We start from the raw sequence: 19,514 nt of genomic DNA, 5'->3' as shown, positions 1-19,514 counted from the left end.
GCCGGCGAAGTTGCATAGGATAAAGCCACAAAATAACAACGACGGAATCGCCCATGCTGCAACGCACTCGTTTTCTCTCGCGGATAATGCTGTTTACTGCCTTACCAATTCTTGGCCTTACGGCTTGCCAGACTACCTCGCAAACCAAAGAAGAGCCAACTTCTGCGCAACTCACCCTGGAGCGTATTTATAAAGATCGAGAGTTCCGCCCGGAGCGCGGGACATATTTCCGCTGGCTGGATGACGGCACCGGCTACACCTTACTGGAGCCGCGTAAAAAAGAGGATAACAAAGCCCCAGGCGAGAACGAACACGGCGTTAAAGGCAATGACATCGTGTTTTATCAGCCCGATGGCAGTGGCCGCAAAGTATTAGTCACCATTGAACAATTAACCCCGCAAGGCGCGGATGTAGCGCTGACTATCGAAGATTATCAATGGTCGGACGATGGCCAGTGGTTATTGGTGTTCACCAACGGCGAAAAGGTATGGCGTTCGCGCAGCCGGGGTGATTTTTGGGTACTGAATCTTAACACCAATGCGCTGTACCAACTGGGCGGCAAGGAGCCTAAGGCCAAGAGCCTGATGTTTGCCAAGTTCTCGCCTGACAGCAGCAAAGTGGCCTATGTGCAGGACAATAACCTGTTCACCGAGACGCTCGGTAGCAGCAAGCGCACGGCGTTAACCAATGACGGCAGCGATACCATCATCAACGGCAACTTCGATTGGGTGTACGAAGAAGAATTTTCGATCCGTGACGGCTTCCGCTGGAGCCCGGATAGCAGCAGCATCGCGTACTGGCAGCTGGATAGTAGTGGTGTGAAGTATTTCACCATGATCAACAACACCGATGAACTGTATCCAACCCTGACCCGCTTCCCATATCCCAAAGCTGGCGAGACCAACTCGGCCGTACGTGTGGGTGTCGTCGCATTGAAAGACAAAAAGACCCGATGGGCCGAACTGGGTGGCGATAACCGCGATCGTTATATCCCGCGTATCAGCTGGGCAGGTAATAGCGAAGCGCTGCTGATTCAGGACGTGAATCGTGAGCAGAACACCAACAAACTGCGTTTATTCCACTGGCAAAAAGGCAGTGTGGATAACATCTATACCGACCAAGATGACGCCTTTTTAGAATGGTATTACCCGGCCGAGTGGATGAAAGATGGCAGCGCGTTTATTTTCCACAGTGAACGTGATGGCTGGCGCCACCTGTATCGGATTTCCCGCGATGGCAAAACCATTATCGACCTGACACCGGGTGAGTTTGACGTGGTGGATTTCCTGACATTAAACGAGTCCACTAACAGCCTGTACTTTACCGCGTCGCCAGACCATCCTGAGCAGCGCTTTTTGTTCAAAGCCTCGCTGGATGGCAGCAAACCGGTCGAGCGTATTACCCCAGCAGAGTTTGCCGGTAATAACCGCTACAGCTTATCGAAAGACGCCAGCTGGGCGGTACACACCAATAGCCGTTTCAATGTGCCGTCGATGACGCAGGTGATCAAAGTGGATGGTCACCAAAACGTAAAAACGCTGGTGACCAACGACGAGCTGAAAGCCAAACTGGCAAAAGAACAACTGCCGAAGCATGAGTTCTTCAGCGTAAAAGCCCGTGATGGCGTGGACTTGGACGGTTGGGTAATGTTCCCACCCAATATGCAGCAGGACAAAACGTACCCGGTAATCTTTTTTGTGTACGGCGAACCCTGGGGCTCAACCGTACAGGATGCCTGGGGCGGCAACAGCTACCTGTGGAACGCCATGATGGCACAACAGGGCTTTATTATGGTGTCGGTGGATAACCGTGGCACCCGCGCGCCCAAAGGCCGCGATTGGCGCAAATCTATCTATAAGCAAATCGGTGTGGTGACGGTAAGGGATCAGGTTGATGCACTGGACGCTATCGCCCAGCGCTGGCCACAAATCAATACCGACCGGGTAGGTGTATGGGGCCACTCAGGTGGCGGCAGCTCGACTCTCAACCTGTTATTCCGCCATGGCGACAAATTCCATGTGGGCGTCGCGCAGGCACCGGTGGCAGATATTCGTATGTACGACACCATTTATCAGGAGCGTTACGCGGGTAACCCAAATACCGACCCGGACAGCTACACCCAGTCGTCGCCGATTACATTTGCCAAAGACTTACAGGGTGATTTGCTGCTGGTACATGGCACCGGAGACGACAACGTGCATTACCAGGCGTCGGAATTGCTGATCAATGAACTGGTAAAACATAACAAACAGTTTGATTTGATGGTTTACCCCAACCGCAGCCACTCATTGCGAGAGGGCGAAGGCACCACCATGCATTTGATGCAGATGAAAACCGATTATTTTATCAAGCATCTCAAGCCATAAAACCAACAAGCCGCGCAAGCGGCTTTTTTTTATACAAATGCTTATTATTTTTTGAATTCGCTAAGGCAGAAAAATATTACGCACTACTTGCCCTGAATTTGCTTTTGAGAAGGGGAAGACACCGCCAACAATGCGTTTAATAATTTACGTTCCTCAGGAGAAAGCGCTGCCAGCGCATCCTTCAGGTTTCCCTGGTAGGTCTTAAGTGCCGCTGGGTCATTTTGAATAAACGTATCGAGCGTTTGCTCATACTTGACCAGCAACTGATTTACTTTGGACGCATTTTCCATTGATTGCTGATGCGCCTGATATGCTAAAAAGCACGTAAATGCCATCGTTGCCAACACGGGCACATTTATTTCAACCGAAAAACGAATCCAACTGGGCTTTTCCTGCTTTTCCATGTTGCTACTCCATGACTAAGGTTAATTTCATTTTTATTCTTTCCAGCGTTTGCTGCGCTTGCAACGCTTGTTCGATCTGTTGGCTGTGAATATCATTCAAAAACCATGCGACAGCCAAAAACATCAGTAATACCAAAGCGTGTTTCGATACTGCCTCTACAATTGCCGACTTTATTTTTTCCATCATCACAAGAACCCCTGACAATTATCGAGTTTTTTATAGGTTACCGCGTCCCCACCTGACATCTGATACAGCATGTGACTGGACATAGATTGCACCGCATAGCACTGATAGTTTTGCCCACTGGCGCTTTGCCATAACACTAAGCTATTAAAACCACTTTCCCGCAACGCTTGTAATGATTGGGTAAAGCGCGGATTTTGGTTTAGATAAGTGACCATTGCCGCTTCCATCTGCTCAATGCCTGAGGATCGAAACCCACCGCCCTCGGCCATATTTAACAAATACTTCGGATCGTCGTAATTTTGGAAGAAGTCATTAGCCTGGCTGACAACATCACGTTGATAAAACAACCGCTGTTCAAATAAGAATCCGATGCCTGTATGTGCCAGGAAGTTCGGCATCTTCACGCCAGAAACCCGGCCATGGTCCTGATACACCCCGAAAAATGCGCCAACATTGTGATCTCGTTTCAAAATCGTAATATTCGCGTCAAACGGCGCAACGATTTCACCCGTCTCAAAATGTTCCGGCAACCAACTTAAATAGGGATAAGCAAAATCATCGAATGCCCGTATTACAGTTGAGGCATTTCTTATAGAGGAATCAATATGCCCTTGTTGGTTAATGCCAAAAGCATCTTTTAATGAATCGACGTAAGCAAGATCCTTGTAGCTGCTGTACAGGCCATTTTCGAAATCCAGAATATATCCAAAGGCCTTGGTCTTTAATGCTTCGACTGAATCGCCATGATTAAACGTTTGAGCGAACTCCGCCATCATCAGGTGATAAGAATTTTTCGTGGTTACCGACTTAAACACCGGCACGACAAACAAGGCAAGGATGACTGGTGCAACGACCAACAAATAAACACGCTGGCCTTTCCAGAAGTATCCCCCAAATTTGATGGTTAGCAGAAATATCGCGATGAAGCTAATGGTTATGCTCAATGGCGGAATGACCGACAAACGAATGGCGTCATTACCAATATCAAATAATGGTCCGCCCGGCGAAAAGGCTGCCGTCGCTGCTGTAGATGTGACCATTTTGATAAATGTGATGTTTTCCTGCTGTTTGATCCATCTGGAAATGTAAGTACTCTCTGGCAGCCCAGGCATAAAATCATTGATGTAATATTGCCCCAGCAAATTTCTGGCGTAACTGGTAATAGTTGGATGCTTGGCAAAATCCACCCTGCCCAACGACTTATCCTGCAGTGCAAATTTCGACTGACTCACATAGTCCTGCCATATTGTTTGCACTTGTCGCTGGTACTTTTCGCGAATCGACTGCTTAATCGCATCAAAATCCGAAGCCTGCCAATTGTCAGGTAAATTAACACCGCTACGCTTTAAATAATCCAGCTGCAATCTGCGCGGTGCATCACTCACTTTAAAAACTTCCCAGCCTTTGTCTTCCGCCTCAATCACCTCATCCGTGAGGCGATAGGTTTCTTTCAATACCTGCCGTCTGCCACGTTGCAACGTCAGCTCCACACGATATTTAGTTTTAAATACCTTGTCGGACTCAATCTGAATATGCTCTGGTAAGACCCGAACACCTAATCCCTGTCCATTCTGATAAGTCACGCCATTGAAGTAGTTAGCCAATTGACTGCGAACACTCGCTTTACATGACTCGCCACACCCTTTTGTCTCGTACCTGTCTTTGTATTTAAGATAGGTATCACGTAGTGTTTTATTGCGCGACACTTCGTCAAATGCTTCCCGGACGAGCGCTTCTTGCTCGACGTATTGATTCCACTGTTCAGAGACATATTGGTTCGCCGCACTTGCCAGACTGTTTGCCTCTCGCAAGATATTGTCTTCACTTAGCGTGCGGTTCTGTGCAGTGAAAAAGCGGTTTTGCGTGTCGGTATAGAGGGCTAGCTCACGTTGATACAACGCATCAAATTCTCGTAGACGAGGTAATCCCTCATTTGCAAATCGTTCTTTTTGATTGTTACTGAGATAGGCATTGGCAATTGATTCGGTGTTACTGGCGATCAATTTATTAAAACTATTAGAGAAATACGCCAACGATGGGATAAGTGACACCACAAGGTCGCGTCGCTCAGGGTCCTTGGCAATTTGATTAAAATCACTGAAGTTCTCAATTTCGATTCGGTTTGCCAGATAACCTTCTTTGTAGGCAATCGACCTTACTGCACTGAGCTTTTGTTCATCAGTCGTTGATTGCACCCACCCATCAATAAGCAACCTTTGCGTTGGTATTAAAAGAGCCCACAGCAAGAAGAAAACAACAGGCCGATAAAGCCAGACGGCCAACATTTTCTGGCTTTTATTCTCCGGATCCCATTCATTTAATGGATTTTTGAATTTATGTAAGGGAGTAAAGCTGATCAAAGAGAATGCAATACCAAAACTGGATAGCACTCTGCCCCACAGTTCCAGTTGCTCTGCCGCCGGCTTCCATCCCCCTAAGACAGTATTCAGAGACTTTGAATACACATCCACCAGCGATAAATTGAATGCCAGCTCGAGACCGACATATAAAATAAATCCAATCGTAATAATCACCGCAAAGACATGGGAATAAACTCGAGCTGTCATTGCTGACGTCTCAAAATGATTGGTCCATCTTTCTTCAGGGCTTTGTCTGCATCTTTTGTGCGGTCAACGCACGCATAATATTCCGCGTCTTTTTCAGTGATATCTGCACACTGATCTTGAGTTACTTGTGAACCTGATGCTCGAGTCTGGGTTTGATTACCGGCTGTCTCTGCCACCTTTGCAACGGGAATAAAATTGACTTTTTCTTCGGTGCGCTCCGGCTTTGAAATACATCCGGAAATCAATGTGCAAAGCGTAAGGAGGACAAACGCATATTTGCTGTTCGAGTTATTTTCCATATCTACAATTCCGACGCGTTTATTGGGAAAGGCGATTATTTGCTTCGCTGCAAATAGCCTTTTCCGATTTAAAAATTTCACGGAATCGATAACTCACTGCATGTGGACGTAACGAGTTCACCGAACCTTCCGTGGCACGGACTTTTTACTCTACCGTCCTAATCAAATTATTTAAATCTTATTTTTCATTAAGTTAAGTAAAGATGTAGAAAATCTCGGGTTAGCGCATGTCAATTCAATACTTAATAATAAGGCCTGTTTAGCCCAGGATTCGTGCGCCTCGGTATGACTTACCTATTTTCACGATTACGTCAGTGCTCAGCGTGACATTATCCGATGCTACAGCAGTAACGTGCTGGCGGTTTACTGCAAAGGATTTATGAATCTGCACGAATTGTTCATCGGGCAGTTGCTCGAGCAGGGCTTTTAGACTGCTGTTGACCAACAGCATTCCATCCTGCTGCCACACTTTGACGTAATTGCCGTATGCTTCCAGATAAACCATATCCGCCAGAGCAAGACGCTGTTGATGGCGATCGACTTTAACCAAAATATGGCTCACAACCGGCTCTGCCTGTGGCGCCATGCGCGCGCGGACTTTATCCAGTGCCTGCGCGAGACGCGCTGCACTGACAGGCTTGAGCAGGTAATCGGTGACATCCAGTTCAAAGCCCTCAAGCGCGTATTCCTGATAGGCACTGACGATCACCACCTGCGGCTTATTCGCCAGCACCCGCAGCATATCCATGCCGCTTAGCGCCGGCATATTGATATCCAGAAATATCAAATCCGCGCGCTGGCCAGCCAGCCAACTTAGCGCCTCCGTGGCGTTATAGCACTGGGCTTTTACCCGCACATCAGCATGGCCCTGCAAATGATGTTTGAGCACATCATGGGCTAGCGGCTCATCGTCCACGATCAACACATTCAGCATGCTTCCAGCTCCACTGTTAGCTCGCTGCACCATTGCTGTTCGCTGTGCTGATGGGTCAACTGGTGCCGATTGGGATACTGTAAGGCTAACCGCCTTGCCAGATTACTCAGCCCCATGCCGCCTGCCACTTTACTGGCATCAGGCTGGCGTGGATTAACGCAGCGTAAACGCAGTTGATTGCCCTCAAGTTCACAGGTCAGCTTTACGCTAAACTCACCACTGGCCAACTCTGCCCCATGCTTAATCGCGTTTTCCACCAGCACAATCAAAAGTAAAGGCGCGATCTGAACGCTGCCTGCTTGATCTGGCCACTGACACTCAAAATGCCCGCGCACACCAAAGCGCAGGGTCTGCAACGCGATAAAATCCTGCAAATAGTGAATTTCCTGCGCCAGCGACACCCGATTTTTTTGCCCCTCGTATACGGTGTAACGCAGCATATCCGACAAGCGTAATATGCCCTCGGGCGCTTCATCCGCACGTTTTAGCGTCAGAGCATATAGGTTGTTCAGGGTATTAAACAAAAAGTGCGGATTAATCTGTTGCTGCAACAGTTTCAGTTCGGTCTGGGTCTTTTGCTGCTGCGCTTCATGCCAGCGTGCATCCTGCTGCTTGCGCTCATAGGCCAGAATCACCGGAGTGGTAATCGCAAACACCGCGGCCAAAGCGTGAAAGTTGTATTTACTAAACAAGTTCTGACCGCCGCCCGGGGTCAGGTTCGCCACATAGTCGGGCAGGTCATTAAGTGGCAAGGCAATTAACAGCGCAGCCAATATTGGAGTGAGCAGCATAGTCGCCACCAACACGCTGCTGATAAACACCAGCGCACCATATTGGCTCAATACCTTGCGCACCAGCACATAGCGGTTAAACAGATACAAACCAATCAGCACCAGCGCATACACCAGCATCTGCCAGCAATAGTGCAGAAACAGCGGGATATCCTGACCAATCACAGCAAAATCCACCACCGGCTCCACCGGCTGGTTCATCAACGCATCCTCGTGGCTGGCCAGCACGCCGGCGACGGTCAGCGCCCATAGGATCACCAACAGCGCAATCATGCTGTCCAGCGAAAACAGCGTATTCATCCAGCCGGATAAACGACTCTGCCGCCCATTACCCGAACGCCCCAGCCACCAGCACAATACGCTGGCCAGTGCACACATTTGCCATAAAGCGCTGATACGCCAGCCTTCATCCGCCGCACTATCGGCAAATAATCCTAAGGTAATCTCGACCAGCGCTGGGTAGACAACAAAGCCTGCTGCCCATATCCACAAGGCTTTTGGGGCCTGATGCCGGGTAGCCAGCCAATGGGCAATAAAAAACGGCGCACATTGCAGCAACAGCTGTAATTGCATTGAAAAATATTGCCCGAGCGCGCGCTCCGGCTGTAGTAAAAATTGCGTGTGGGCATACAGCACCACCACCGCCAGCAGCGGCATCAATCCCAATACTCTGGTTAATGTTGGGGGCATTCGCCACTCCAGATAATGATATGTCTGCCTATTGTGTGCCAAGCCACCAACACGCTTTATTAATAGATGACCAACGTATTGATTTACATGACGAAAGTAAAATTTTAACGCTGAACATCGCAATCGCCACCTTGGTCACTTCATCGTCGCACCGCTAGCCTGCCGACCTTACATTGGTGGCAATTCAATGGCGAGACACTTCTATGCTAACACTCAAACACCTGAATAAACGCTATGCGGACGGCACTCAGGCACTGAAAAATATCAGCGTCACCTTTCCCTCCGGCATGGTGGGGCTGCTTGGTCCAAATGGCGCGGGTAAATCAACCCTGATGCGCACAATCGCCGGCCTTCAGCAGCCGGACAGCGGCAACATACAGTTTGCCGACATCGATGTATTGGCTAAGCCGCAAGCCCTGCTTCAGCAATTGGGCTATCTGCCCCAACATTTTGGGGTTTATCCGAATATGAGTTGCCGCGCGTTACTGGAACATATAGCGGTGCTAAAAGGCCTGACAAAACCCGCCAGAAGAGAACAAATTGAATCTTTGTTAGCACTAACTAACCTGACTAAACACGCAAAAAAACGGGTAAGCACCTTCTCTGGCGGAATGCGTCAGCGTTTTGGGATTGCCCAGGCTCTGCTGGGTGATCCCAAACTCATTATCATGGACGAGCCCACCGCCGGGCTGGATCCACTGGAGAGGGAAAACCTCAACAATCTGTTAGTCAGCATCAGTCAGCAGCGTTTGCTGCTGTTATCCACGCATATCGTCGAAGACATCGAAAGCCTCTGTCAGCACGTGGCGATTATGCATCAGGGCGAATTTCAGCAATTCGCTGATGTGGGCACCCTGATTGCCCCGCTGACTCAGCGAGTGTGGCAACTCGACGCCCTACCCGATGAGCTGCAGGACATCATTGTGCTGAGTAAAACCTTTCGTCATGGCCACAGCGTGTTTCGTGTTTTTAGCGAACATGCCCCTTGTGCACAGGCACAACCGGTTGTCGCTACCTTGCAGGACGCGTATTTCCTGAGTCTGCATCAGGCAGGAGGTCAACATGTTGCTGGCTAATGAATGGCGCTTCGCCCTGCGCCAGCCCTTAATCTGGCTAGGCCTGCTGCTGCCGGCACTGTTTGCGTTTACCCTTAGCGTGGGCATGCAGGTCGTCGAAGATGACGCCATTGGGCACTTCCAACTGCTGTTGATAGCGCAACAAATGATGAGTCTGCCGCTGATCTGCGCCGGCTTTACGCCCGTGTTACTGTATCGGGATAGCCAGTGGCAGATGGACGAAATCATTCACGCCACCCCTACCAGCTTATTCCGGCGTAATCTCAGCCGACTGTTGGTGCTCGCCAGCTTGTTGGTTACCTCGGCTTTGCTCAGCAACCTGGTGATTTTATTCAACCAACCCTCGCTTAGCGGGTTATTCAGTGCGTTATTCACTTACACCCTGTTTTACAGCGTACCGGCCGCATTGCTGCTCACCACCCTGGCCCAGGCTGTGTCGCTGCGCCTCTCAGCCGGCGTCAGCTACCTGCTGTTTGGCGGACTGTGGATGGGTTATTTGTACCTGGCCAGCCTCACCGGCAATCCAATCCTGGCCGGCAGTACCATCAGCAGTGAGCTGTTGTATGCCTGTATGTTATGGCTCGACCCGTTCGGCATCACGGCGCACATTAAGGCCCTGAACGGCCATAGTACCGACACAAGCCTCGCCATCTGGATGAATCGTTTGCTGTTTACTGCATCGGCGGCTGTGGGCGGGGTGTGGTTATGCCAGTTTGCAGCGGTTAAACGCGCAATAAAAAGCCGCCGCGAGCGTGAAAGTACCGACGTTTTGCAGAGCAGCAAGGTATACAAGGCTGTCAGTACACAACCACCCGGTTTCAGCCATTTACTCACCCTGTGGGGGCAGACTGTCAGGCATTTACTTTCGCAGCGCATCAATATCGTCCTGCTACTGGGCTGGTCGGTACTGGTATTTAACACGGCGGCGTCATCCGCTGCTTATGTGGAGCCGTTTTCCATCCATGCCGCCAGCAGTAACGATGCGCTGAGAAGTTACGCATTTGATATGTTGCCGCTGTTGGGTTGTGTCCTGCTGGCCTGGTGGGCTTGGCAGATTGGTCGGCGCGCCCAGAGGGCGCACTTTGCCGAAGTGCTGGCCGCCACGCCACTGCGATCTATTTGGTTGGTGTGGCTGGATGCACTCACGTTGGCAACCATGCTGGCGTTATTGCTGCTGCTCAGTGCGGTGGGCACTGGCTTCGCCGAACTGTTTTTGCAAAGCAGCGTCTCACTGCAAAGTTATGGGGTAGCCTTGGGCGCAAATGGCCTGAGTCTGCTGGTTATCGGCATGCTGTTTATTGCGCTGCAACATAGCCTACGCTCCTCCGCACTGGCGGCGGGCGGTATGGCAATAATTCTGCTGTTAAAATTTACCCCTATCATGGCCTGGCTGGGCATGCCACACACGTTATGGAATCCGGGCTGGACACCACTGCAACCCGCCGATGATTTCTGGGGTTATACCGCCAGCGCCCAGGCGTTCTGGCCTTACATGCGCGCCTGGTTGCTGTTTGCCTGCACGGCGCTAATATTCGCCAGCGCGCTAAGCCACCGTGGTAGCGGCTTGCCGGTAGTCCGTTCAACGCAAAAAACTTATTGGCTGGCACTGCCCGCATTACTGTGCGTTGGCGTGTTCTGGCAATTGCATCTGCAACTCACTGAAGAGCGGCCACTGTACAATTCGGTCAAACGCGAAGCGTTTAAAGCCAACTACGAAAAATCACTGGGCCAATGGCGCGATGCACTCCAGCCGGTCATCAGCCATATTGATGCCAGGATAGACTTTTACCCTGAGGCGCAAAACGCTGAGCTAGCACTGCGCTATACCCTGACCAATCCGCACAGTAAGCCTATCCGCGACATCCTCATCGGCCGTGCGGCGTTTTACCATGCCGCTGAGTTGGCCGTTCCAGATGCCGACATACTCCACAGCTACCCTGAATTAAACCAAACCATTTACCGCCTGCGGGTGCCAATGCAACCTGGTGAAACCCGCCAGTTCAGCGCTGCATTCAGTTACCAGCAGCCCGAACTCTGGCCGGTGAGCGGACAACAATTTGTGACACCGGCAATGAGCTACCTGCGTTCGGTGCCACTCATCCCCACCCTTGGTTATCAGACCACCTATGAACTCACGGATGAGCATCTCCGCGCTGATCATGGTTTGCCTTTGTATAAAAAAGTGCCCCCTTCAATGCTATTTGCCAACGCCGATGCACCGCGAGGCAGCTATGACTGGATCACCCTAACCAGCACACTGAGCACCAATCGCGACCAAGTCGCGCTAAGTCAGGGCAAATTAACCGACCACCAGCAACAAGGTGAACGCCATACCTACACTTACCAAACCCGCTCGCCCATACGCGCGATTCCGGCCTGGTTTAGCCTGCCTGCGCTGGTCACCCGCAGCGAGCACAATGGTGTAAACCTGAATGTATTTGTCGATCCTGCCAGTGCGGCCGTGCCGCTGCATATGCAGGCAATGACAGATACACTCGACTGGTTTGCGCAAAACCTTGCACCGTACCGCGCGTCGCAACTGAACCTGATCGCCATGCCTGAGATTGGCTTAAGTGGCTATGCACTGCCGCAACTGATATTGATTAATCACGATCACGGCTTTCGCGCCCACCCCAATGCCAAGGCGGGCTTTGATCAGCGCTATCGCCGCACGGTGCACGAAACCGCACACCAATGGTTTGGCCACGACATCGGCAATGGTGAGCCACAAGACAGCGCGTTTCTTATCGAGTCACTGGCAAAATATGTTGAACTGGTAGTGATTGAACAGCGCTACGGACAACAAGCCATGCAGGCGTTGGTCGATTACGAGCAGCAGCGCTTTGATCAAGCCCACCGCAATCATTTTGGCCCGTTGCCGGCAATGGTGGATGCAAGCAAGAGCTTTCAACAATATTCCCAGGCCACTGTAGTATTTGCGCGGCTGCGCAAGGAGCTGGGTGACGAGGTTATTCTCAACGCATTGCGCGCGCTGTGGCAACACCACAGTTACCCCAATCCGCCCGCTAATGCGATGGATTTTGTGCGGTATATTCAGGAGTTTGCTGGGGAGGAGCATCAAAAGCTGATTGAGCGACTTTTGCTGGAACGGACTGAGGAGTAATCAACCGGGATCGTCTTCCCATAGACATCCTGGTTTTCACGACAACCACCAATAACTAAATAGTACGGTTAACCACTACTCAGCCTGGCAACTTAACCTATATCACTACACATCATGAGCAAATCAATACTCATCCCTAAAATTTGTATCTTGCAAACCATCTGTTTATATTTTGAACAACACTTTGAACTGGAACGGACGCCATGAAAACAGCCCTTCGAATCGCTGTGGTTGCAACGTTTGTTAGTCATTCTGCCGGTGCAGATACTCAAACATCAGTTGTGAAATACCTTCAACAGCTTGATACATCCGTCTTCTCCACTCTAAAACCAAGTACCTGTGCAGCGGAATCCGACCATCTTACTGAGTCCTTATGCCGCACAGCACTCGCCATGTATGCCCTTGATAATGCTGAATATGTCGCTGGCTCAGAGCAGTTGGAAGAAGCGATTGAGAATATTCAGGCTGTGCATCTGGCGAATCTTCCTGTTTTATGGGAGACACATTTCAATCCCGACGCATTAGCAACCCGTCAAAAAACAGTTCAGGATTTAATCGATCCGAACGACAAAGTCCAATTAGAAGAATGCTTTAAGAAGCAAATGGCATTGACTCAAGTAGCAGAACGACAGGCGTCGCCTGGCTCCGCCGACGATGCCATTAAAGCGCAGCAGCAAGCCATGATGCAAAAGCTGCTGGAAATGAATCAAAAGCTTGATGGCAAGGCTTATATGCAAATGAGCGACGCGGATAAATCAGCGATGGACGAAAACATGCGTCGCCAAACCAATCAAATTACCGCTGAGTTCAGGTCCGCGCTTTTAGAAAGAGGCCAGCAATCATTTCAGCATCCTAATGCAGTCTCTGCAGATTGTATTGGTCAGTCGGGCATGTTTAAAAAAATGACCACGTCCGTCACCAAGACACCGTTTGGTGAGTTTCAGGATCAGTATTTATCTTTGAACGCATCACAGCGGCAAGATTTCAAAAGGCGCTGGATGGCGGGGGAACAGGTTTCACTGTCCACGTTAAATCTCGATGGCATGGCATCAGCACAAAATACCAATAATCTGGGCAATGCCAACGTCGCGCCGTTTTTGTTCAAGTTGAATGCGGCTGGCATGTTGCCATATCAACCGGTTTATATGTATCTGCAACAAGCCAAGAAAAGCCTGCAAAGTGGCAATGCTGATGACGCGCTGCCGAATTTACAAAATGCGATTCAAGTGGGCGCCAGCCTGCTGGCAGGCACACCACAGCAGCAAAGAAGTGAATTTAATCACACCAGTTTCCATGATATTCGCCAGCAACTAACCCTGATGAACGCGAATATCCGCCGCGAGATGAGTCGACAAATTGCTGCGAACCCAATGGGTGCCGCGGTAATGATGCAAAGTGGCATGTTCAGAACAAACGACACCCTGCAAAATGAATTGAATGCTCTCAGATCGTCTGCAGGTGCAAACTTTCTTCCCACAGAAGCGCTGAATAATTTTCTGTTAATTGCCGCAGGCAACCAATCAGAGGCATTAGCTTCCCTGCAGACAATGGTGCAACACTTTAAAGGGCATCCGGAGATTAACGCGATTGAGGCAGAAACCCTTTGGTATGCCGTCGCTTACAATGTGTTTGTAGAAAATGCGCCCTCACAGGTGGAGTCCATCCCAGTCAAGACCTTACTTGCCCGCTCCGTTAACTCACAAAATGAGCTTAGAATTTCAAAGGCATATGAGTTAGCACGGCAAACCGACAATACCGTGCTGCAAGAGTTAACTGGCACGATGCTGACGCTGTTTAAAGTGGTAACAGACCAACCTCAGAACTTACCTGACGAACTTGCACAAAAAGCCGAGGAATTCCAAAAGGCGATCTCCAAAGGGCAACGCCAGCAGATGATTTACTTTACCAGTGAGATTGCACCTGCACTTGAATATCAGCCATTAAATTATTTGTCACCGGAATGATGCGCGTATTCTTCGTCCTGACATTATGTTTGCTGGCATGCGGGCGTTGCTATGCAATTTGTGTCAATCAACAGGCTTCGTCCCTCGACGTCGCTGGGATATTCAGCCACACATTAGATGCCGAACAAGTTCTCGTGTCCAAACTTGACGAGCTGCAGCAATGCAACGCGCCAGAACGAAAAATTATCGAAGCAAAATTCCAGTTAGGGACGTTTTGGTCACAGTTTGGGGTTGAAAATGACAAAGCGTTGGCATTGCTGCGCGATGTTAAGCGCCACTATCAAACCTCGATTCAGTATAATCGGCAGAGGTACAGCAAAACCCTGTTATCTCTGGCCTATAGCCAATATCTCAATGGTCAGTTCCAACGGGCCCTTGCCACTATCAGCGAATTGTTAAGCCTGGTGAAGGAGTACCCCGACTTACAAGATTCAGTTAACCAAAACGCCGGTTCCATCTCGCTGCTACTGGCCATAGCACTGGACGGTAAAGCTCAGGTTGATACCCAGTTATATGATCCCGCGGCCGATTTAAAAGTATTTAATCATGGTTACGATGGTGCACGAGCATTCGATTACACCAGTACTCAGGGACAAAACAGTAATGTGAAAGCCCGGCAGGAGCTGCTGCGTATTACGCGATGGCTGCAATTTATGCACTTCACTGGTGAGCGGCAAATATCTGATGATGCATTAACAGATATTGACCAAGAGATTGCTCGCAGCATTGGAAATCCTTACACAGATGAACTGATGCTCAGTTACGCGCTGGCACGATTACCCTTTGTTGGGCAGGCGCGCTGCCAATCGGCGCAAGGGAAGTTTATTCTAGCCAAACACCGTAATAACCAGATTGAATCGACCATAAATCAAATTGCCGCTCTGGCGTTGATGGCTGAATGTGAAAGCAATAGCAAATTGAAACACAGCTATCTCAACGCCTACCTGAGCCAGTTAGATAATTTTTATCGAAAAATGCCACCGGATTTTTCAATAGATGTTTTATTAAAGTTGAAACAAAGCTCGGAGCGACTGGTGGATGTGCTCGACTGGTCGCAACTCATCAATGGCTGGCAAACACTCACAACGCTCATACAACTTAAAGCGATAGGCTCAGCGGCAAAGTCGCCGGCAAGAACGCAGGAATCTGGCCTGGCTAACGAGCACGCAAGAAAGTTATTCGTTGAACGTGAAACCTTGACTAACCGCTACTTCTCCCTGCATCAATCCGTTGGCAACAATATTGCTCAACTACTTGCTGATACAGAGACTCAGCTAGCTCAGATTGATAGAGAAATAGAGGCTAAATATCCCAGCTTGCTGCGTTCGACTGCCAAACGCGCAATTTCCACCGACACCATTCAGACATCGTTAGACATGGATACACAATTGTTGCTGTGGACAACGACGTCAATACGCATTTGTGGAGTCCGAGTAGATTCAAGTAACGTGATTGGACAATGCGCGCCATTCGATGCAAAGCTCTTCAGGCAACAGGTGATCAACCTGCGCCAGGCATTACTCACCGCTGATGAAGATTTCCATCAAACGTCTGCGGCCGTGTCAAACAGCCTGTTATTAAACGCGCTTATCATGCAGAAAAAGACCAACCTCCTGATCAATTCTCAGGAACTGCTAGCCGGCATTCCCACTAACGCATTAACTGTGGGTGCTGAAAATGCCCGCCATTGGTTAGGGGAAAAATACAACGTACTGAGGTTACTGAATCTGGCTACGTTGACACAGCCGAACGAAGAAAATCAATCGTTCACTTTTGATGCACGCTTCGCTGTCGCCAATCCGGTGTTTAACAATCGCCTGATTGCGAGCAATCCCAATATAGATGTCGATAGCTTTTTCCGGTCTGGGAATGACTCGCTGGAGACCCTTGTCCCACTGGTTGAAACGGAAGAAGAGGCCAGACAGTTTGTGGCTGGCGCCAAAAACATGAACTTGTTACTGGGCTCCCAGGCCACTGAAGCGCAAGTCACGGCTAATCTGCAGAAAAAGTGGGATATCGTTTTATTTTCGACCCATACACTGTTCCCCAGTCCCAATAATTACCTCGAATACCCCGCTCTGGCGCTAACGCCCATATCAGCCGAACCTGGCAATGATGGCTTGCTACAGGCATCCGATATCGCCAGGCTAAACGTACGGGGAGCCTGGGTTGTGTTAGCAGCCTGCGACACCGCCAACGCCATAGGAAAAGGCAACACACTGGGTTCTTTGCTGGAGTCTTTTAGTCTGGCCAATGCAAACAGCGTATTGGCGAGCCACTGGAAGGTGAATAGTTTGGAGACGCAAAAATTTATGCTGCTTTTATCAGAAAATATGACGAATGACGCTGACCCTGCCGACGCGCTTTGGAACACCAGAAAGCAACTGATGCAACAGTATCCCCCCAGGGTCTGGAGTGCGTTCGACCTTTATTTGTGAGCCAGTGCAACTTGTGTGTAGTTGCTGAGCATATAGGACATGAGTCGGGATTGAAGTTGCGTCACTTTGTCATCTTCTCCCGCATTCACTAACGCATAGAAGGCCATCAACTCATAACCTTTCAGGTAACTGGCCAATCCCAACACGAATTTCTTATTTTCAGCTAAGTCGGTCGCCGTCATACGATCAGTTAGCTTGCGAAGCAATGCTTTAATTTCCTCCCGGTCTTCGACATAAACCAGGGTGGAATGAATTACCTTTTCGTTCTCACGCCAGACTAATCGGTTTTCACCGGCTGTGAGCTCGCTTGAGTTTAACTGGAAGTTTGCTAATGCCTTATCTCGATCACGCCCTTGAATATACACGTTTACTTCACTGCTGTGCGCTTGTGGGCATGTCGCATTAACCAGATTAATTAAACCAAAGCCTTGCGGCAGGTGTAAGGTTGAGGGCAGTCGACAATGGCTGTCACTCCGCGTTGCCCCACCAATGACATTGGTTGATAAATACCCCTCTAAAGATTGATTGAAATCCACCGGTTTGACGATTTCCCACAGAGACTTACCCGCCCCTTTGCCACTTAATCCCATTCGGGAGAGTCTGCTCTTACCCGGCAACCAGTATGAGAGATAGATTTCACTGTCTTCATCTGCAAACAATACATCTTTTATGCTCAGCCGCTGCCCGTTATAAACCGGCACTTTTTCACCGTTTTTTAATATCCAGGCATCGCCAAACAGCGCATCTATGTAGACATGCTCTTTATCCATAGCTAACAACTGCCAGCTAAAGACCAATAAAAGCACCGTCAACAATCTAGTCGTCATGTCGAGCTCCAAGAATGATAAAGGTACCGATTACACAACTAATCATGTACGGCAGCATCAGATAAACCAGAGTATTCAATTGACATAAAGCATAGACAGCTTGTGCTTCAAATATGGGAAAACCAATGACACAAACCACCAGCAACAATGACCAGAAGTGGTGATCTTCGTTCAGAGTCAAACCGACTTGCGCAACAAGCTTTTTTATCAACAGGCAAAGCAAAAACAACATCAAAACGGGGGATACCGAATGAATCAATGTATGGGAAGCACCGGCGGCCACTGGAAAGCCAACGTTATCATTTAACAAACTTTCAAGAATCGCCGCATGATAATACACGCCCGGTACGGCACCTGCTTTTTTAGTCACGTCCATAAAACCAATCATACTTAGCATCGAGCCAATCACGTCGGACACGGAACTCAGTCCATTATGATAATGGTCGCTTTCCGGGGACCAGGTGGATGAGATCAACACATACTTGCCATCTAACATGGAGGACCAACTGGAAAAATCATCCGCCATTAAATCGAATGCCGAAAACTGCGGGAAATAAGACGGTAATGGCGGCGCATAAAAAACATTTGGCTGGACCAACAGATCACAGGGGGGCATCTTATCGAAAAGCGCCAACTCGCAATTTGGCGTATCTCCATGTTTGAAGTTAATCATCGCATCGGACAGCGGCTGACTGAACTCACCGCGCCAGTAGGCAGCCAATGCCAAACTTGGTGTCAGCATACCTCCCTCATTCTGAATAAGTTCAATTCTGGATACCGCGTTTTGAGTACCTGGGGTCAGCCCCAGATGAAGATGGCCCCACGGCTGTTGCAGGCGCGATAATCGATACTCGTCACGTTTTGAGAGTTGAAACACACTGGGATGGTAGCCCTGCACAATTCTCTCCGACCCCCGCCAGAAAGGCACCACTCCCCAGGTCAAACGCTGTGCATAATCCGCCTTAAACGCGATCGGGGTCGATTGCTTATCCATCAGGGCATAATCAAGCACGATTTGCTTGGGCTTGGCGTGGGCCAACAGGGTATCAACAAGTTGAAATATCCCTGCCGCCTCATCCGCATTGTCACCCAACTGCGCCATGGACAGCGCATCAAACTCAATCACCACAATATCTTTTGAGCTTGTTTGCAGTTCAGCGATTTGTTCGGACTTTGCCTGTCGAGCCAGGTGGCTGAATATGTCGAGGTCGAGGGTAAAGCTGAATATCACGGCCCAAATGGCCAGAATGCCAAGCGGCGACAAGAAACTTTCAAAAATACGCCAATGCAAACCTTTGGTTTTTTGAACGGTGTCTTTTTGAGATAAGGACACCTTGCCCAGACTACCCTTCGCCTTTTTTCGCATTGTCGCCACAGTCCTTATGGTTGATTTTTAAACAGCCTAGATCGGGATAGGGTGGCAAGTAAAGTGACGGCTCTAACGAATACTCATCTATATCCGTGCTGCGACATTATGATTCTAAAGTTTCATCCTCAAGGAGCACAAATTTGCAAAAGCAGCTTTGAACAGAAAAGCTCGTCTGCTTACACGAGAGCTGTATGGAAGTAGCAAAATAAAAGGCAAAAATCAGCCTAAAAACTGATCTTATTAGGATTACTCGGCGCATCCTGCCCTCACCCTGCGGGCCGCACTGAAGTGCGTTCAAAAATGCCAATGTGTCGGATCATCCCGGCAAAACTGTCGAACCCTAGGTTCTCATCCACAAGGTACCGTAGATACAAAAAACCAACATTGCTGGTTAAGGCTGAGATGATAAGCAAAGGATTACTCGTATCATCCTGATACTCGCCCCGTTGGGGTCGTCGTCGCTTTGCTCCGACATGCA

At 49.4% G+C, this 19,514-nt stretch carries 13 protein-coding genes; 5 read left to right on the top strand and 8 right to left on the bottom strand.

The window, feature by feature from the left end; genetic code table 11:
- Window positions 1–53 precede the first annotated feature (53 nt).
- Window positions 54–2,366, top strand: a complete 2,313-nt coding sequence (locus tag TK45_RS05555; RefSeq protein WP_131257650.1) for a S9 family peptidase — start codon at window positions 54–56, stop codon at window positions 2,364–2,366.
- 83 nt (window positions 2,367–2,449) lie between these two features.
- Here the strand turns inward: TK45_RS05555 and TK45_RS05550 are convergent, their stop codons facing one another.
- The 6 genes from TK45_RS05550 to TK45_RS05525 all read right to left on the bottom strand — a co-directional run bounded on the left by TK45_RS05550 (window position 2,450) and on the right by TK45_RS05525 (window position 8,238).
- Window positions 2,450–2,770, bottom strand: coding sequence for a hypothetical protein (locus tag TK45_RS05550; protein ID WP_131257649.1), 321 nt, complete (start codon window positions 2,768–2,770; stop codon window positions 2,450–2,452).
- 4 nt (window positions 2,771–2,774) lie between these two features.
- A complete protein-coding gene (locus tag TK45_RS05545) occupies window positions 2,775–2,960 on the bottom strand; it encodes a hypothetical protein (protein WP_131257648.1) in 186 nt (61 codons plus the stop codon).
- Entirely contained in the window at window positions 2,957–5,524 is a 2,568-nt protein-coding gene (locus TK45_RS05540; protein ID WP_131257647.1) for a hypothetical protein, read from the bottom strand. Before TK45_RS05540 ends, TK45_RS05545 begins: the two co-directional genes overlap by 4 nt.
- Complete coding sequence (locus TK45_RS05535) at window positions 5,521–5,904, bottom strand: hypothetical protein (RefSeq protein WP_131257646.1); 384 nt, start codon at window positions 5,902–5,904, stop codon at window positions 5,521–5,523. Before TK45_RS05535 ends, TK45_RS05540 begins: the two co-directional genes overlap by 4 nt.
- A gap of 178 nt (window positions 5,905–6,082) precedes the next feature.
- A complete protein-coding gene (locus TK45_RS05530; RefSeq protein ID WP_131257645.1) occupies window positions 6,083–6,757 on the bottom strand; it encodes a LytTR family DNA-binding domain-containing protein in 675 nt (224 codons plus the stop codon).
- Entirely contained in the window at window positions 6,751–8,238 is a 1,488-nt protein-coding gene (locus tag TK45_RS05525; RefSeq protein WP_131257644.1) for a sensor histidine kinase, read from the bottom strand. Before TK45_RS05525 ends, TK45_RS05530 begins: the two co-directional genes overlap by 7 nt.
- Before the next feature lie 203 nt (window positions 8,239–8,441).
- Here TK45_RS05525 and TK45_RS05520 point away from each other — a divergent pair, with 203 nt between their 5' ends.
- The 4 genes from TK45_RS05520 to TK45_RS05505 all read left to right on the top strand — a co-directional run bounded on the left by TK45_RS05520 (window position 8,442) and on the right by TK45_RS05505 (window position 16,840).
- Window positions 8,442–9,314, top strand: coding sequence for an ABC transporter ATP-binding protein (locus TK45_RS05520; protein ID WP_131257643.1), 873 nt, complete (start codon window positions 8,442–8,444; stop codon window positions 9,312–9,314).
- Window positions 9,301–12,438, top strand: a complete 3,138-nt coding sequence (locus TK45_RS05515) for a M1 family aminopeptidase (RefSeq protein ID WP_131257642.1) — start codon at window positions 9,301–9,303, stop codon at window positions 12,436–12,438. The genes TK45_RS05520 and TK45_RS05515 overlap by 14 nt, the downstream gene beginning before the upstream one ends.
- Window positions 12,439–12,641: 203 nt before the next feature.
- Window positions 12,642–14,402, top strand: coding sequence for a hypothetical protein (locus tag TK45_RS05510; RefSeq protein ID WP_131257641.1), 1,761 nt, complete (start codon window positions 12,642–12,644; stop codon window positions 14,400–14,402).
- 134 nt (window positions 14,403–14,536) lie between these two features.
- The gene (locus tag TK45_RS05505; protein WP_165490712.1) at window positions 14,537–16,840 is read left to right on the top strand and encodes a CHAT domain-containing protein; all 2,304 of its coding nucleotides are present in this window, start codon (window positions 14,537–14,539) and stop codon (window positions 16,838–16,840) included.
- Here TK45_RS05505 and TK45_RS05500 read toward each other — a convergent pair.
- Together TK45_RS05500 and TK45_RS05495 are read right to left on the bottom strand one after the other, a co-directional pair.
- Window positions 16,831–17,667, bottom strand: coding sequence for a hypothetical protein (locus TK45_RS05500; RefSeq protein WP_131257639.1), 837 nt, complete (start codon window positions 17,665–17,667; stop codon window positions 16,831–16,833). The two genes, TK45_RS05505 and TK45_RS05500, sit on opposite strands and share 10 nt — an antisense overlap.
- Entirely contained in the window at window positions 17,657–19,033 is a 1,377-nt protein-coding gene (locus tag TK45_RS05495) for a CHASE2 domain-containing protein (protein WP_131257638.1), read from the bottom strand. Before TK45_RS05495 ends, TK45_RS05500 begins: the two co-directional genes overlap by 11 nt.
- Window positions 19,034–19,514 lie beyond the last annotated feature (481 nt).

This window comes from Bowmanella sp. JS7-9, from assembly GCF_004329715.1.
GTDB lineage: Bacteria > Pseudomonadota > Gammaproteobacteria > Enterobacterales > Alteromonadaceae > Pseudobowmanella > Pseudobowmanella zhangzhouensis.
The sequence above is the reverse complement of the archived record's forward strand: the minus strand, read 5'-3'. Positions and strand labels throughout refer to the sequence as shown.